Below are 16,654 nucleotides of genomic sequence, written 5' to 3' on the forward strand. Positions count from 1 at the left end.
GGAATCTCAACGCAACAGGTACGGGATCTCGACCTTGACCGCACCTGTTGGGCAGTCCTTTTCGCAGGGCATGCAGTACCAGCATTCGTCGAATGCCATGTAGGCCTTTTGCGTCGCGGGATTGATCGCCAACAGGTCCATTGGGCACACATCGACGCAGACCGTGCAGCCTTTCTCGGCAATGCACTTATCTTCATCGATCGTCACCGGCGCGTTGGAGCGGAAAAATATTTCCTGGGGCTGATAGGCCATTTCACGGTGTCCTTGGCGCTTTTGCGCTCTATTAAGGTGTGGCGTGCTACACAAAGGCTCAGGCAGCGTCGGCGCCTACCCGCAGGCGGTCGTAAGCCTGCATTTCTTCGGCATCCAGCGGGATGACGTAGGGTTCAACGGCTTTCTTGAAGCTGACCATGCGCCCGTCCTCGCCCTTCTTCAGGTGGCAATGACAGAACCAGTCGGCATCATTGCGCTGTGGGTGATCCACCCGATGGTGATACAAGCCCCAGCGACTTTCGGCGCGGTACAACGAGGCCCGCGCAGCCATCTCGGCACAGTCGCGAATCACGCTGGTTTCCATGGCGCGCATCAGCTCATGGGCGTTGTGCGCCTTCATTTGGCCAAGGTCGCGCTCGATGTCGGCGAAGCGTTGCAGGCCGATTTCCATCTTGCGAGTCACCTTGGGCGGTTGTAGATAGTCGTTGACGAAGCGCCGCAGCTTGTACTCGACCTGGGCCGGTGGCAGGCCGGTCTCCCGCTCCAGTGGCGCATAAACCCGAGCTTGTTCGGCGGCTACCTGCGTGGCGTTCAGGGCGCTGAAGTCCCGCTCGACCACGTACTGCGCGGCGTTGGTGCCGGCGAACCAGCCATAGGTAAACGCACCCAACATGTAGTTATGGGGCACGGCCGCCATGTCGCCTGCCGAATACAGGCCCTTGACCGAGGTCTCGGCGCGTTCGTTGACCCATACCCCCGACGCCGAATGACCGCTGCAAAAGCCAATCTCGGAGATGTGCATTTCCACCATGTCACTGCGGTAATCAGTCCCGCGGTTGGCGTGAAACTGGCCGCGACTTGGGCGCTCATTACTGTGCAGGATCTGCTCGATGTTCTGGATGGTTTCCTCGGCCAGGTGATCGAGCTTGAGAAACACCGGGCCGTTACCGCTTTCCAGCTCCTGGTGGAACTCCCACATCATCTGTCCACTCCAGTAGTCGCACTCGATGAAGCGCTCGCCCTTGTTGTTGGCGGTATAGCCGCCCAGCGGGCCGGTCACATAGGCGCACGCAGGGCCGTTGTAATCCTTGATCAACGGGTTGATCTGGAAGCACTCCAGGTTCGCCAGTTCGGCGCCGGCGTGATAGGCCATGGCGTAGCCGTCCCCGGCATTGGTCGGGTTTTCGTAGGTGCCCATCAGGTAGCCCGATGACGGCAAGCCCAGCCGGCCCGCAGCGCCGCAGCACAGGATCACCGCCTTGGCCTTGATCACATGGAAGTCGGCGGTGCGGCAATCAAACCCCATCACGCCGTTGACCGCACCCTCGCTGTCGGTGAGCAAGCGGGTGCAGACCAGCCGGTTGGTGATGGTCACCCGAGCGCGCTTGAGCTGGCGATACAGGACCTTCTTAATGTCATGTCCTTCGGGCATCGGCAGCACATAGGCGCCCATGTGATGGACCTTTTTCACCGCATAGTCGCCGGTCTCGTCCTTTTCGAACTTCACACCCCAGCGGTCCAACTGCTCGATGGTTTCATAGCTGTGGGTGGCGTAGGCATACACCGCGGCCTGGTTGACGATACCGTCGTTGGCAATGGTGATTTCCTTGGTGTACTGCTCTGGCGTCGAGTGGCCGGGGATGATGGCGTTGTTCAGGCCGTCCATGCCCATGCTGATGGCACCGCTGCGTTTGACATTGGCTTTGTCCACCAGCAATACCCGCAAGTCGCGGTTGGCTTCCTTGGCCTTGATCGCCGCCATGGGGCCTGCGGTGCCGCCACCAATCACGACGATGTCGTATTCCAATTCCAGTGTTTTTCGGCTCACGGACGGCTTCCTCGTTCACGGTCGATGCGCAGGCGATACTGAAAGGCATCACCCCGGTAATACAGGTGTTCAAAGTCCACGGGCAGCCCCTCGCTGGTATGGGTCAAGCGTTCGATGCGCATGATCGGCGAGCCGGGTTCGACGCTGAGTGCCTGGGCCAGGTCGCTGTCTGCCAGCACCGCGTCGATGGCCACGTCGGCGTGGCCCAGTTGCAGGCCGCAGTCGTTTTCCAGGATCAGAAAGATATCGCGAGTCACCAGATCGGCGTTTTCCAGGCGTTCGCCCAAGGCTTGCTTGATGTAGGTGATTTCCAGTGATACCGGCTCGCGATTGATCAGCCGTACGCGCTTGATCTGCGTGACGGTTGTGCCCTCCTCCACCCCCAGGCGCTCGGCCACCTGCTTGTCAGCAGGCACAAAGCGAAAACTGCGCAAACGGTTGATCACCTCGTAACCGCGCTCGGTCATGGATTCGGCCAAGCCTTGCAAGGTGCTGACATTTTGATAGGCCTTGGGCTTGGCAACGAACGTGCCCTTGCCGTGGATCTTGTAGATCAAGCCTTCCTTCTGCAGGTCGCCCAAGGCCTGGCGCACAGTGATCCGGCTGACCTTGAAGCGTGTGCCCAACTCGCTTTCCGACGGCATCTGCGTATTGGGTGAGTATTCCCCGTCAAGGATGCGCCCCCGCAGCAGGTCGCGCAGTTGTGCATGTAGCGGGATGCTGGACAGCGGGAATAAGGTGGAGATGGAACCGCTCATCAGGCTCACTTGTCATAACGAGTTATGACATGATCATAGTGAGTATAAGAATTAAAATTAAAATACCGTTTGAGCATAAGCTTAAAGCCAGAAGGCCTGGTTTCTGCCGCTGCCGAGGCACGAGGCTGCGACAAGGGCCGCAGGACCTTCGGCAATTTCAAGGCCCAGGCGACTGCTGCGCAGCCGATCGCAGGCTGTGCCAGCGGCTACAGGTGCTGGTCCACGTCAGGCAGACAGGCTACAAGTCAAACCGGTCTATCGCCCGCCGCCGCTCATTATCATCGCGCACGTCATAACTGGCCGTGGTCTGGATGTTGGTGTGGTGCGCCAGTTTCTGGGCGATGGACAGGTCGTGCTCTTCAATCACCCGCGTAATAAACGAACGCCGGAAATCATGGGGCATGATCTTTACTCCCACTTGCTGCCCGCGCTGGCGAGCGATGTAGTAAATCGCATGCTTGGTGATACGTTCCCGAGTGACGTGGCTGCCCCGGCGAATACGGTTGAACAGAAAACTGTCGTCCTCTTCTCCCTCTTTGAGCTGCTCGCGACGAAATGCCAACCAGGCCTGCAGCTTGGCCAAGGCCCAGGCTGGTGCGTACTTGATCAGTTCCTTGTTGCCCTTGCCGATCACCCGCAGGCTGCGCTCCTCGAAATTGACCTGAGCCAGGTCGAGGTTGACCGATTCCGACTTGCGCATGCCCGACCCGTACAAGATTGCGATGACCGCCGCATCGCGCAGGCCCTGTGGGCGTGGGTCGGCGGCGCAGACATCGAGCAACTCGCGAATCAGCGAGCGCCGCAGGTTGCGGCCCGGGCTCAAGCGCGTGCCGGACGTGGCCTTGACCGAGCGCATTTTCAACAGGTGGTCCTGGCTGATCAGGCTCATGCGCCAGGCTTCGTTCATCACCCCGCGCACCGCGTTGACGTACAGCGACGAGGTATTGGGCGCATAACCGTCTTCTCGCAGCACGGCCACCAAGGCCATTACCTGCTCGGGCTGCAGCAAGTGCCAGGGGATGTCTTCCAGGTTGACCTCTTCAAAGCCCAGGCGGTCGGCGGCGTCTTGCAGCACGTAGCGCATGGTCAATTGGCTTGATGAGGCCAGGCGCGCGAGATAGAGCGTCAGGGGGTTGCGGGAAATCTCAGTCAAAATATATTAGCCTTTGGATTAAATACCTTTGCTAAGAACATGTTTAGTATAAGTATTTATTGGTTTGGCGAGCGCCCAGTCTAACGCAGCCCCGCGTCTCCTACCAAACCATGGGCTTTTTGCTCGCCCAGGCAGGGTTTGGGCCTGCTGTGGGCCCAGTGGGAACTATTGTCCTCATGGTCAGGAGAGTGACTCGGCGGCAATCTGTTTAATCGACTCGATAAATGACTTACGTATGAAGGTTAGATAACGAAGAGGTTATCGTTTGTCGGCCTCCTAACTGTTTTATCTGAACACTCGCTGTCTACCCATCAAATAAACGGTTTTTTCATCCGGCTTTCATATTCGTTCTACAATTTTGCGCTTAATCTTGGGCCCACAGCTTGAACACACACCGCGTTTTCAGACTAACCTGTTGATTATGCTTTACCTTTGACCACTCTAGTGTTTACTCCAAGGCTCCGACGCCGGGCTCGATTGCCAGCCACCGGGGTTGTCAATGAATGGCAAGACAGCAGTTCTTTTTTATTCAGGCGCCTGCACTTTCAATCATTGACTGTTGTCGTCTTTATGCTCCAAGTTGCTCTAACCTGAGGTCATGAATCTTTGAAACCCTACCCTATTCATTGTGTGTCGATCGTTATCCCGGTCTACAACGAAGAACAGAGCCTGCCTGAACTGCTGCGTCGCACTACGGCGGCGTGCAAGCAGTTGGCGTATGAATACGAAATCATCCTGGTGGATGACGGCAGTCGCGACAGCTCGGCGCAGCTACTGGAAGAGGCTGCAGCCGAACCCGGTAGCCAAGTGGTGGCGGTAATCCTCAACCGTAACTACGGCCAGCACGCTGCAATCATGGCCGGCTTTGAACAATGCCGGGGCGACGTGGTGATTACCCTCGACGCTGACCTGCAAAACCCACCGGAAGAAATCCCACGCCTGGTCGAGCAGGCCGCCCTGGGTTACGACGTGGTCGCCACCGTACGTAACAACCGTCAGGACTCGGCTTTTCGCCGTTGGCCTTCGCGCCTGATCAACCTGGCCGTGCAGCGCTCCACCGGCGTGGCCATGAGCGACTATGGCTGCATGCTGCGTGCCTACAGGCGCACCATCGTCGACGCGATGCTGGCTTGCCGCGAACGCAGTACCTTTATTCCGATCCTGGCCAACAGCTTTGCCCGTCACACGACGGAAATCCCAGTGCATCACGCCGAGCGTGAACACGGTGAGTCGAAATACAGCGCGATGCGCCTGATCAGCCTGATGTTCGACCTGCTGACCTGCATGACCACCACACCCCTGCGCCTGTTGAGCATTGTCGGTTTCAGCCTTGCGGCGCTGGGCATGCTCTTCGCCTTTGCGCTGGTGATCATGCGCCTGGCCTTCGGCGCAGACTGGGCGGGCGATGGGATGTTCGTGTTGTTCGCCGTGCTGTTCGTCTTCACTGGCGGTCAGTTCATCGGCATGGGCCTTTTGGGTGAATACCTGGGCCGCATGTACAGCGACGTACGCGCACGGCCACGCTTTTTTATTGAAAAGGTGCTACGCAACCAGCCAGTCCCGCCTGTACCACCGGCTGTGGTGGTTGACGGCCTGGTTTCTTCTCGCGCTTCCACTTCCCCTTCCGATCAGGTTTCGTCATGAATCCAAAAGCTGTTGTCTTCGCCTACCACGATATTGGCTGTGCAGGCATTGAAGCCCTGCTCAATGCGGGTTACGACATTGCTGGCGTATTCACCCATGCCGATGACCCCAAGGAAAACAACTTCTATGCATCCGTCGCGCAACTGTGCGCCCGCAACGGTATCCCAGTGCATGCGCCGGAAGACGCCAACCACCCGCTGTGGGTCGAGCGCATCGCCAAGCTCAAGCCTGAGTACATTTTCTCCTTCTACTACCGTAACCTGCTGAGCGAAGCCCTGTTGGCGACCGCCAGCAAAGGCGCGTTCAACCTGCACGGGTCCTTGCTGCCCAAATACCGTGGCCGCGCACCGGCCAACTGGGTACTGGTCAAGGGCGAGACCGAAACCGGCGTGACCCTGCACCGCATGGTCAAGCGTGCCGATGCCGGCGCGATCCTGGCCCAGCAAAAAGTCAGTATCGAGCGCACCGACACCGGCTTGACCCTGCACGCCAAACTGCGCGAAGCCGCCAGTCGTCTGCTGGGCGACGCGCTGCCGCAATTGGCCCAGGGCACATTGACGGAAGTCATCCAGGACGAAAGCCAAGCCACCTGTTTCGGTCGCCGCACGGCCGCCGACGGCAAACTGGAGTGGAAAAAGCCAGCTGAAGAACTGTTCAACCTGATTCGCGCCGTGACCCAGCCTTACCCGGGAGCGTTCTGCGCCGTGGGCGAGCACAAGCTGATTGTCTGGAGCGCCGAAATCGTCAAGGGCAATGAAGGCCTGGCGCCTGGCCGCGTGATCAGCGCTGACCCGCTGCGCATCGCTTGCGGTGAAGACTCCCTGGTGATCACTTTCGGTCAACGCAACGATAACGGCTTGTACCTGGCCGGGCCGGCCTTGGCTGGCGAGTTGGGGTTGGTGGACGGCTCCGTCCTGCGTGGCGCCGAGTCGGGCCGCAAGCCACGCCGTACCCGCGTATTGATCCTGGGTGTGAACGGCTTCATCGGCAATCACCTGTCCGAGCGCCTGCTGCGTGACGAGCGTTATGAAGTTTACGGCCTGGATATTGGCTCCGACGCCATCGAGCGCCTGCGCAGCCACCCCAACTTCCACTACGTGGAAGGTGACATCAGCATTCACTCCGAGTGGATCGAGTACCACATCAAGAAGTGCGACGTGGTCCTGCCGCTGGTGGCCATCGCCACGCCGATCGAATACACCCGCAACCCACTGCGTGTGTTCGAGCTGGACTTCGAAGAAAACCTGAAGCTGGTTCGCTACTGCGTCAAGTACAACAAACGCGTGATCTTTCCCTCGACCTCCGAAGTCTATGGCATGTGCCAGGACCAGAACTTCGACGAAGACACCTCCAACCTTGTGGTCGGCCCGATCAACAAACAACGCTGGATCTACTCGGTCTCCAAGCAATTGCTGGACCGGGTGATCTGGGCCTACGGCGACAAGGGCCTGAATTTCACCCTGTTCCGTCCGTTCAACTGGATGGGCCCACGCCTGGACCGCCTGGATTCAGCGCGTATCGGCAGCTCCCGCGCCATTACCCAGTTGATCCTCAACCTGGTGGAAGGCACGCCCATCCGCCTGTTCGACGGTGGCGAGCAGAAACGCTGCTTCACCGACATCGCCGACGGCATCGAAGCCCTGGCGCGAATCATCGACAACGTGAATGACGCCTGCAACGGCCAAATCATCAACATCGGCAACCCGGACAACGAAGCCAGTATCCGCCAGTTGGGCGAAGAGCTGCTGCGCCAGTTCGAGGCCCACCCACTGCGTGACAACTTCCCTCCGTTCGCGGGTTTTCGCGAGGTGGAAAGCAAAACGTTCTACGGCACCGGCTACCAGGACGTGGAGCACCGCAAGCCGAGTATTGCCAACGCCAAGCGTCTGTTGAACTGGGAACCCACCGTGCAAATGCGCGAAACCATCGCTAACACCCTGGATTTCTTCTTGCGCGAAGCCATGCTCGAAATCGCGGAGCACTCTCCAGAAGAATCATGCTGATGCAGGCGGGTTTGCGCATTGACGTCGACACCTACCGTGGCACCCGTGACGGGGTGCCACGCTTGTTGGAGCTGCTCGATGAAGCGGGGGTCAAGGCGACGTTTTTCTTCAGCGTCGGGCCGGACAATATGGGCCGTCACCTGTGGCGCCTGATGCGCCCGCAATTTCTGTGGAAGATGCTGCGCTCCAATGCTGTTGGCCTGTATGGCTGGGATATTTTGCTGGCCGGCACTGCCTGGCCGGGCAAACCCATTGGGCGTGACCTGGGGCACCTGATGCGCCAGGCCAAGGCCGCCGGCCATGAAGTGGGCCTGCACGCCTGGGATCACCATGGCTGGCAGGCCAATACCGGGCGCTGGAGCGATGCCCGGTTGATCGAGCAGATTCGCCGGGGTATCGACACCTTGAGCGACATTCTCGGCGCGCCCGTGGACTGCTCCGCCGCCGCTGGTTGGCGCGCCGATGAGCGCGTGGTGCAAGCCAAGCAAGGTTTCAACTTGCGTTACAACAGTGATTGCCGTGGTAGCAGCCTGTTCCGGCCAATCCTGGCCGATGGCAGCGCGGGCACTCCACAAATTCCGGTGGACCTGCCAACCTTCGACGAAGTCGTCGGGCCAGTGGTGGCCGCCAAGGACTTCAATGCCTTCATTCTTGAGCGGTTCACCGAATCGAAATTGAACGTCTATACGATCCACGCAGAAGTAGAAGGGATACTGATGGCCAATGAGTTTCGTCAATTGCTGGCCCTGGCTGGGCAGCGCGGTATCGGCTTTCAGCCGTTGGGTAACCTGTTGCCCGCCGACCTCGACACCCTGCCCCGCCAACATCTGGTGCGCGGTGTGTTGAGTGGCCGTGAAGGCTGGTTGGGAGTACAGCAGGCATGATCCGCCGTTGGGCCTTGCCCTTGCTTCTGTTGGCCTTTGCTGTGTTCTATCTGCTGCCGCTGGCCACTCACGGCCTGTGGATTCCGGACGAAGCCCGCTATGCACAAATCAGCCAGGAAATGCTGCTGACCGGCAAGTGGGCGTCACCACACTTCATGGGTTTCCGTTATTTCGAAAAACCTGTGGCCGGCTACTGGGTGATCGCACTGAGCCAGGCGATTTTTGGCCAGAACCTGTTTGGCGTACGGTTTGCGTCGGCCTTGAGCACCGGCTTGAGCATTGTGCTGGTGTACTTCGTGGCCCGAAAATTGTGGAACGAGCCACGCAAGAGCCTGATCAGCGCCGTGCTGTACATGAGCTTTGTCAGCGTGGCGGCCCTTGGTGGCTACGCCAACCTGGATCCGCAATTCACCTTCTGGGTCAACCTGATGGGCGCGGCCTTATGGTTCTGTGTCGACAGCACCACGCGCCGTGGCCGGTTGTGGTCTTGGGCCTTGTTGGGTGTCGCTTGCAGCATGGGGTTCATGACCAAGGGGTTCCTCGCCTGGTTGCTGCCGGTGCTGATCATCCTGCCCTATATGATCTGGCAAAAACGCTTTCGCGAACTGCTGACCTATGGCCTCGGGGCCGCGGTGCTGGCGATTGCCGTGAGCCTGCCCTGGGCCTTGGCGGTGCATGCCCAGGAGCCGGACTACTGGAACTTCTTTTTCTGGCATGAGCATATCCAGCGCTTTGCCGGCGCCAAGGCCCAGCACACAGAACCCTTCTGGTATTACCTGCCATTGCTGGTCGCGTTCTCACTGCCGTGGATAGCCCTGCTGCCTTCTACCTTGAAACAGGCATGGCTGGAAAAACGTGCACAGGAAACCGCGTTCCTGCTGCTGTGGCTGCTGATGCCCCTGGCATTTTTCAGCCTGGCCAAGGGCAAGCTGCCGTCCTACATCATGCCGTGCTTGTTGCCCCTGGCATTGCTGATGGGCAATACCCTGGCCGACAAGCTGGCCCAGGCCCGTGGTCGGGTGTTGCGCATCAACGGTTGGCTGAACCTGGTCCTTGGCGTGCTGGCACTGTTGGCCCTGACCTGGTTCCAACTGAAGAAGCCGGTGTACGAGCACGGTGAGGAACTGTCGAGCCTGCTGCTGATGTTCCTGTTCCTGTTTGGCTGGATTGTTGTCAACCTGCTGCAAGCTACGCGCCCGTTGCAGTTGTGGGCCGCGCCGGCCCTGGGCAGTTGGTTGCTGGTGGCGTTGGCCCCGGCCGCACTGCCCCACTCGGTGGTTTATAACAAGACTCCGGATCAGTTCATCATTGATCACATCCAGGAACTGAAGCCGGCCAAGCAATTGCTGAGCAATGACCTGGGCGCCGCATCGGCCCTGTCCTGGCGCCTGGCACACCCGCAAATCACGCTGTACAACTCCATCGGCGAAGTAAAATACGGGCTTGCCTATCCGGATGCTGCCTTGCGCAAAGTGAACCTCAATAAAGTTCAGCAATGGATGGCCGATGCCCGCAAGAAAGGACCGGTGGGTGTTGTCATGCGGGTCAAGGGCGACAATGAGGAGCACGAACTGGACTTGCTGCCCAAGGACGGCAAGCGCTACAAGCAAGGCAATATCGTGATCCTGATTTTCCCCCAGCGTGCGCCATGATCTCTTTGCTGATGTTATTGATGGCTTGTCTCTTGACCTGCCTGGGCCAAGTGTTCCAGAAGTTCACCGTTGAACGCTGGCGCGACCAGCCCGACGGTTGGGCGTCCAAGCTGCGCTCGCCGTGGCTGTGGTCGGCATTGGCCTGCCTGGGCCTGGGCTTGCTGGTCTGGTTGCTGGTGTTGCAACGCCTGGAAGTCAGCGTTGCCTACCCCATGCTCAGCCTGAACTTTGTGTTGGTGACCCTGGTGGCGCGCTTCGTCTTTCATGAACCGATTGACGCTCGGCACTGGCTGGGCGTAGCCCTGGTGGTTGCCGGTGTCGTGCTGCTGGGGCGCCAGGTATGAGCCGGGCTCGCGGTTTTGTCTTGGCCCTGGGCAGCGTAGTGCTGGTCAGCAGCGCCCAGTTGGGTATGCGCTGGGGCATGACCCGCTTGCCCCTGCCCAACGAATGGCTGAATGCCCTCGATGGCGGCACCATCGAGCTTGGCGCGCTGGGCGTAGTGATCCTGGCGATCATCGCCTATACCCTGTCGATGCTGTGCTGGCTGGGAGCCCTGCGGGACCTGCCCCTGGGCCGTGCCTATTCGCTGCTAAGCATCAGCTATGGGCTGGTGTACCTGTTGGCGGCCAGCCTGCCGGTGTTCAACGAACATTTTTCAGTTTCCAGAACAGCGGGTGTGGCGTTGGTCATCCTCGGTGTCCTGACTATCAACTCGCGTCGTGCCAGCACCACAAGTCCCAGGAATGCCCCATGAAAATCAGTGTATTTGGTAGTGGTTATGTCGGCTTGGTACAAGCCTCCGTGCTGGCCGAAGTTGGCCACGATGTCATCTGCATGGACATTGACGAGAAGAAGATTCAACTGCTGCAGCAAGGCCATGTGAGCATTTTCGAGCCAGGGCTGGCGACGATGGTCAAGGAGCACCTTGAGAGTGGACGCCTGCGTTTCACCCATGAGCAAAAACTGGCGGTCGAGCACGGCGAAGTGCTGTTCATTGCCGTGGGCACGCCTTCGGACGAAGACGGCTCGGCAGACCTGAAGTACGTGCTCTCAGTAGGCGATGCCGTGGCCCGCTATCGAGTGGAACCGGTGATCCTGGTGGAAAAATCCACCGTCCCCGTGGGCACCGGCGACACACTGCGCGCCCATATCGAGAACGCCCTGCACCTGGCCGGGCGCAACCTGGAATTCGATATCGTCTCCAACCCGGAGTTTCTCAAGGAAGGCTCGGCGGTTGCTGACTGCCGGCGCCCGGACCGCATCATCATCGGCTGCGAGCGCGAAGAAGTCCGCAAGGTGATGCGCGACTTGTACGCCCCGTTCAACCGCAACCATGACCGCATCATCTTCATGGACCTGCGCAGCGCTGAACTGACCAAATACGCCGCCAACTGCATGCTGGCCACCAAAATCAGCTTTATCAACCAGATTGCCGAGCTGGCCGAGCACCTGGGCGCGGACATTGACGCCGTACGCCTGGGGATCGGCGCCGATTCGCGCATCGGTTATCACTTTATCTATCCTGGTTGCGGCTACGGCGGCTCGTGCTTTCCCAAGGACATGCGCGCGCTGATCCACAGTGCCAGGCAAGCCAACTGCTCCAGCGACCTTCTGGAAGCGGTGGAAGCCATCAACCAGCGCCAGAAAAGCAAACTGTTCGAACGGATTTCTGCTTTCTTCAAGGGCGAATTGCGGGGCAAGACCTTCGCCTTGTGGGGCCTGGCGTTCAAGCCCAATACCGATGACATGCGCGATGCCCCAAGCCGGGTCCTGATGGAGGCGCTTTGGGCGGCGGGCGCCAATGTACGCGCCTTTGATCCAGAAGCCATGCAGGAAACCCAACGCCTATACGGCGATGACCCGCACCTGATGCTGATGGGCACGCCGGAATCAACCCTGGGTGGCTCCGATGCCCTGATCGTCTGTACCGAGTGGCAGCAATTCAAGGCCCCGGATTTTGACCTGATCCACCAGCGCCTCAAGACACCGGTGATCTTCGATGGGCGCAACCTGTACGACAGCGAGCATCTGGCACGCAAAGGCTTCCAGTATTTTCCGATGGGGCGTGGCGACTCCTGCAACCTGCCCCTGTCCCAACAGCAATGGGCGTCGGCGAAGCAAGCATGATTCCATACGGGTCGGTATCGCTGGGTGGCTTGAACACAGAAGACTCCTACGCACCTATCCGTAACGCCCGGTATGCACCCCCCTTCCTGCATTCGGCCCCCACTTGTAAACTCATCTTTCACATCATCTAGTTAATTAACACCTGCCGTTTGGCTGATGAAGTACCGGCAAGTAGAGGATTGCTCCGTGTCCGATGATCAGTTACCTGACCCCGCCCACCTTCGTTATATCCCGGTCTCCATTCCGGACCTGTACCGGCTGATGGAGCTGCGTGATGCCTTGGTGGCGCTCAAGGGGCCCTTGGCCAACGACCCCGGATGGCGAGCAAGCGCACATAGGTTGCTGTTCAATGCCGACACCGATGATCGGGTGCTGGGAAAGATCAACCAACCGCTCTCCGGAATCGCTTGACTACAAAATTATTGCATTTAACCTGCATTAATATGCATTTGCGGTGACCCTGTCAGGTCGGCACACTGCGCCGGTTCCTCCCCCAAATGCAGGAACTTTCGAAGGGCTTTCCGGGAAACCAGGCGAGCCCTTCTTTTTGGCCCTTCTTTTACCCTTTGGATCGTCTTTCAATGCTTGCTCGCTGGTTGCCCGCTGCCATCAATACCCGTCCCACCGAATGGAGTCGTGCTGCCCTTGGCATGGCCTTGGGCACCGCGTTCAGTGTCTGGGCCTGTGCCCAGGTATTTGGCATGGACGTTGCCCTGCACCTGATCGGCCCCCTTGGAGCCTCGGCAGTTCTGCTGTTTGCCGTGTCATCGGGCGCACTTGCCCAACCCTGGTCGATCATAGGCAGCTATCTGTGTGCCGGTGTGGTTGCATTGCTGGTGGCCCGCGTACTGGGCCGCACGCTGGAAAGTGCCTGCCTTGCGGCCGCAATAACGGTGATCCTGATCTGCTGGTTGCGCTGCCTGCATCCACCTGCTGGGGGGTTGGCCATGAGCCTGGTACTGGCCGACCCTGCCTCCATTGCCCTCGGCTGGCATGAGTTGGCTGCCGTCATGCTGGGTGCTGCAGCGTTGCTGGCCTTTGCCCTCGCTTACAACAACGCGACGCGTACCCGCTACCCCAAGGGTGTGGTCGTGGCGCCAGCCCCGGCATTCATGCCTACAGCCATCGAGAACCCGGCAATTACGGTTGAGGATTTGCAATTGGCCCTGGCCGAGCGAGAGCAATTCCTGGACGTCACAACCCAAGAGCTGGAAGAGTTGATTCAAGCCAGCGAGCGGCATGCGCGCCGGCGTGTCATCGGAGCCGTTTTCAAACGCTGAGGGGTGTACCGCAGTTCTGCAAAAATGCAAAAACGACCTGCATGATTCCGACTTGTACTAGGCAAATTTGCACTGGTACGATCGCGAGATGGTTCGTCCGCGAACATCTTGATAAAGAACAATAAAAGCAGGGAGTTAAAGATGACTGCTCAGGTTCCATCCGAGGTCGCCCAGCGCCCTGGGATTCAGCAGGACGACGTCCTGGCCGAAGTCCGTAACCACATTGGTCACCTGACCCTCAATCGTCCCGCTGGCCTGAACGCCATCACCCTGGACATGGTCCGCACTCTCGCGAGGCATTTGCAGGCTTGGGCCGATGATCCGAAGGTGTATGCCATTGTGTTGCGTGGTGCCGGTGAAAAAGCCTTTTGCGCCGGCGGCGATATTCGCTCGCTGTATGACAGCTACCAAAACGGCGACTGCCTGCACGAAGACTTCTTTGTCGAGGAGTACGCCCTCGACTTGGCCATTCATCATTACCGCAAACCCATACTGGCGTTGATGGACGGCTTTGTCCTCGGTGGCGGCATGGGCCTGGTACAAGGCGCGGACCTACGAGTGGTCACCGAACGTAGTCGCCTGGCGATGCCTGAGGTAGCCATCGGGTACTTTCCTGATGTGGGCGGCAGCTATTTCCTGTCGCGCATTCCTGGCGAACTGGGGATTTACCTGGGGGTGACCGGGGTGCAGATTCGCGCCGCCGACGCGTTGTACTGCGGGTTGGCGGACTGGTACCTGGACAGTGCCAGGCTCGCTGAGTTGGAGCGCCAACTCGACCAACTGGCATGGCAGGGCTCGCCTCTCAAGGACCTGGAGGACGCGCTGGCCACGCTTTGCGTACAGCAACTGCCCGAGCCACCCCTGGCCGCCTTGCGTCCGGCCATCGAGCATTTTTTTGCCCAGCCTGACGTCCCGAGCATTGTTGAACAACTGCAAGCAGTCACCGTCGGCGACAGCCATGAATGGGCAATAAGTACCGCCAAACTGATGCAGACCCGCTCGCCCCTGGCCATGGCTGTCACCCTGGAAATGCTGCGACGCGGGCGTCATCTCGCCCTGGAAGACTGTTTTGCCCTTGAACTACATCTGGACCGCCAGTGGTTCGACCGCGGCGACTTGATCGAAGGCGTACGCGCCCTGCTGATTGACAAGGACAAGGCCCCTCGCTGGAACCCTCCTTCCCTGCAGGCGCTGGACGCCGCGCACGTCAAAAGCTTCTTCGCTGACTTCAGCCAGAACAGGAACTAAGCCATGCAAGATATTGAATTAACTGAAGAACAAGTCATGATCCGCGACATGGCCCGCGACTTTGCCCGTGGCGAAATCGCCCCCCATGCCCAGGCCTGGGAAAAAGCCGGCTGGATCGATGATGCCCTGGTAGCGAAGATGGGTGAGTTGGGCCTGCTGGGTATGGTAGTCCCGGAAGAATGGGGCGGCACTTACGTCGATTACGTGGCATATGCCCTGGCCGTGGAAGAAATTTCCGCCGGTGATGGCGCCACTGGCGCCCTGATGAGTATCCATAATTCAGTAGGTTGCGGGCCAATCCTCAACTACGGCACACCCGAACAGAAACAAACCTGGCTGGCCGACCTGGCCAGCGGCCAGTCCATCGGCTGCTTCTGTCTGACCGAACCCCAGGCCGGCTCCGAAGCGCATAACCTGCGCACCCGCGCCGAACTCAAGGACGGCCAATGGGTGATCAATGGCGCCAAGCAGTTTGTCAGCAATGGCAAGCGGGCCAAACTGGCCATTGTGTTTGCCGTCACCGACCCGGAGCTGGGCAAGAAAGGCCTTTCGGCGTTTCTCGTACCCACCGATACCCCAGGCTTCGTGGTGGACCGCACGGAACACAAGATGGGCATCCGCGCCTCGGACACCTGTGCCGTCACCCTCAATCAATGCACAGTGCCTGAAGCCAACCTGCTGGGCGAACGTGGCAAAGGCCTGGCCATCGCCCTGTCCAACCTCGAAGGCGGCCGCATTGGTATTGCCGCTCAAGCCCTGGGCATCGCCCGCGCCGCGTTTGAAGCGGCACTGGCCTACGCGCGCGACCGCGTCCAGTTCGACAAGGCCATCATTGAGCATCAGAGCGTGGCCAATTTATTGGCCAACATGCAAACCCGCCTGAACGCTGCGCGCCTGCTGATCCTGCATGCCGCACGGCTGCGAAGTGCCGGAAAACCCTGCCTCTCGGAAGCCTCCCAGGCCAAGCTGTTTGCCTCGGAGATGGCCGAAAAAGTCTGCTCTTCAGCGATGCAGATTCATGGTGGGTATGGCTACCTGGAAGACTACCCAGTAGAGCGTTATTACCGGGATGCACGAATTACCCAAATCTATGAAGGCACCAGTGAAATCCAGCGGCTGGTGATCGCTAGAGAGTTGAAGAACTATCAGTTATAAGTGATTAAATTTGAAGGATAAATAACCAATAAATTTTTCGCGATCCTCACCGTGTTTCGAGCTTTCGTATAATTTCGAAACATAGCCAGCGAACCGGGTTATTAAAAGCGGGGAGAATGCGAGCCGTTACCTCGAACGTGTAGCCGCTGCCGAGGCGCGAGGCTGCGATGCGGGCCGCAGGACCGCCCACGGGGTCGCATCCCCATCGCACCTCATGCCGCCGAGCAATGTATAGATACCTGCCCCTGATGAGATAATCGATGAAAAACACTTTGCGCCTGACCCTGCTGTCGGCCCTGTTCATGACCACCTTGGCCCAGGCTGCCGAGTTGATCCCGATCGATGTACACCGCGACGCCAATTGTGGCTGCTGCAAGAAATGGATCGCGCACCTGGAAAGTAACGGTTTCAAGGTCAATGACCATGTTGAAGCCAATATGAGCGAGGTCAAGCAACGGCTGGGCGTCGCGCCACACCTGGCCTCCTGTCATACCGCGGTGATCGACGGCAAGTTCGTCGAAGGGCATGTCCCTGCCGAGCAGGTGCTGGCCCTTCGCAAGCGTGACGATCTGCTGGGCGTCGCTGCACCGGGCATGCCCATGGGCTCGCCGGGCATGGAAATGGACGGCATGAGCGACGCCTATCAAGTCATTGGCTTGACCCGTGAAGGCCAAGACGTGGTAGTTGCCGACTACCCGGCCCATTGATT

General features: G+C 59.2%; 16 protein-coding genes. 12 read left to right on the forward strand and 4 right to left on the reverse strand.

The genetic code is table 11. The annotated features are described in order from the left end of the window. Positions 1-6 precede the first annotated feature (6 nt). The 4 genes from GIR22_RS03165 to GIR22_RS03180 form a co-directional block, all read right to left on the reverse strand. Entirely contained in the window at positions 7-252 is a 246-nt protein-coding gene (locus tag GIR22_RS03165; RefSeq protein WP_028616162.1) for a 4Fe-4S dicluster domain-containing protein, read from the reverse strand. A gap of 58 nt (positions 253-310) precedes the next feature. Continuing rightward, entirely contained in the window at positions 311-2,041 is a 1,731-nt protein-coding gene (locus GIR22_RS03170; protein WP_178122068.1) for a fumarate reductase/succinate dehydrogenase flavoprotein subunit, read from the reverse strand. After that, complete coding sequence (locus tag GIR22_RS03175; RefSeq protein WP_178122074.1) at positions 2,038-2,787, reverse strand: UTRA domain-containing protein; 750 nt, start codon at positions 2,785-2,787, stop codon at positions 2,038-2,040. The genes GIR22_RS03170 and GIR22_RS03175 overlap by 4 nt, the downstream gene beginning before the upstream one ends. Positions 2,788-3,037: 250 nt before the next feature. Next, positions 3,038-3,952, reverse strand: coding sequence for a site-specific integrase (locus GIR22_RS03180; RefSeq protein ID WP_154741898.1), 915 nt, complete (start codon positions 3,950-3,952; stop codon positions 3,038-3,040). Positions 3,953-4,558: 606 nt separating this feature from the next. Between GIR22_RS03180 and arnC the strand changes: the two genes are divergently transcribed. The 12 genes from arnC (at position 4,559) to GIR22_RS03240 (ending at position 16,652) form a co-directional block, all read left to right on the forward strand. Next, a complete protein-coding gene (gene arnC / locus GIR22_RS03185; RefSeq protein WP_154741899.1) occupies positions 4,559-5,596 on the forward strand; it encodes an undecaprenyl-phosphate 4-deoxy-4-formamido-L-arabinose transferase in 1,038 nt (345 codons plus the stop codon). Further along, positions 5,593-7,599, forward strand: coding sequence for a bifunctional UDP-4-amino-4-deoxy-L-arabinose formyltransferase/UDP-glucuronic acid oxidase ArnA (gene arnA / locus GIR22_RS03190; RefSeq protein WP_154741900.1), 2,007 nt, complete (start codon positions 5,593-5,595; stop codon positions 7,597-7,599). The genes arnC and arnA overlap by 4 nt, the downstream gene beginning before the upstream one ends. Further along, positions 7,599-8,483 carry a 4-deoxy-4-formamido-L-arabinose-phosphoundecaprenol deformylase gene (gene arnD, locus GIR22_RS03195; protein WP_154742045.1) on the forward strand — a complete coding sequence of 295 codons (885 nt, stop codon included), beginning with the start codon at positions 7,599-7,601 and terminating at the stop codon, positions 8,481-8,483. Before arnA ends, arnD begins: the two co-directional genes overlap by 1 nt. Continuing rightward, positions 8,480-10,135: a lipid IV(A) 4-amino-4-deoxy-L-arabinosyltransferase gene (gene arnT, locus GIR22_RS03200; protein WP_154741901.1), complete on the forward strand. Its 1,656-nt coding sequence runs from the start codon at positions 8,480-8,482 to the stop codon at positions 10,133-10,135. Before arnD ends, arnT begins: the two co-directional genes overlap by 4 nt. After that, positions 10,132-10,479 (forward strand): 4-amino-4-deoxy-L-arabinose-phosphoundecaprenol flippase subunit ArnE, encoded by a 348-nt coding sequence (arnE, locus tag GIR22_RS03205; RefSeq protein ID WP_154741902.1) that lies wholly within the window; start codon positions 10,132-10,134, stop codon positions 10,477-10,479. Before arnT ends, arnE begins: the two co-directional genes overlap by 4 nt. Further along, on the forward strand, positions 10,476-10,889 hold the full coding sequence (gene arnF, locus GIR22_RS03210) for a 4-amino-4-deoxy-L-arabinose-phosphoundecaprenol flippase subunit ArnF (protein WP_154741903.1): 414 nt from the start codon (positions 10,476-10,478) through the stop codon (positions 10,887-10,889). The genes arnE and arnF overlap by 4 nt, the downstream gene beginning before the upstream one ends. After that, on the forward strand, positions 10,886-12,262 hold the full coding sequence (locus tag GIR22_RS03215; protein ID WP_154741904.1) for a UDP-glucose dehydrogenase family protein: 1,377 nt from the start codon (positions 10,886-10,888) through the stop codon (positions 12,260-12,262). The genes arnF and GIR22_RS03215 overlap by 4 nt, the downstream gene beginning before the upstream one ends. A gap of 186 nt (positions 12,263-12,448) precedes the next feature. Beyond that, entirely contained in the window at positions 12,449-12,673 is a 225-nt protein-coding gene (locus tag GIR22_RS26585) for a type VI secretion system contractile sheath small subunit (protein WP_343039633.1), read from the forward strand. A 170-nt stretch (positions 12,674-12,843) separates the two neighbouring features. Continuing rightward, positions 12,844-13,542 carry an HPP family protein gene (locus tag GIR22_RS03225; RefSeq protein WP_154741906.1) on the forward strand — a complete coding sequence of 233 codons (699 nt, stop codon included), beginning with the start codon at positions 12,844-12,846 and terminating at the stop codon, positions 13,540-13,542. A 141-nt stretch (positions 13,543-13,683) separates the two neighbouring features. Continuing rightward, complete coding sequence (locus tag GIR22_RS03230) at positions 13,684-14,790, forward strand: enoyl-CoA hydratase/isomerase family protein (RefSeq protein ID WP_154741907.1); 1,107 nt, start codon at positions 13,684-13,686, stop codon at positions 14,788-14,790. Between the two features lie 3 nt (positions 14,791-14,793). Further along, positions 14,794-15,945, forward strand: coding sequence for an acyl-CoA dehydrogenase family protein (locus GIR22_RS03235; RefSeq protein WP_154741908.1), 1,152 nt, complete (start codon positions 14,794-14,796; stop codon positions 15,943-15,945). 260 nt (positions 15,946-16,205) lie between these two features. After that, positions 16,206-16,652 carry a DUF411 domain-containing protein gene (locus tag GIR22_RS03240; protein ID WP_154741909.1) on the forward strand — a complete coding sequence of 149 codons (447 nt, stop codon included), beginning with the start codon at positions 16,206-16,208 and terminating at the stop codon, positions 16,650-16,652. Positions 16,653-16,654 lie beyond the last annotated feature (2 nt).

The sequence above is a fragment of the Pseudomonas karstica genome (assembly GCF_009707515.1).
In the GTDB taxonomy this organism is placed as follows: domain Bacteria; phylum Pseudomonadota; class Gammaproteobacteria; order Pseudomonadales; family Pseudomonadaceae; genus Aquipseudomonas; species Aquipseudomonas karstica.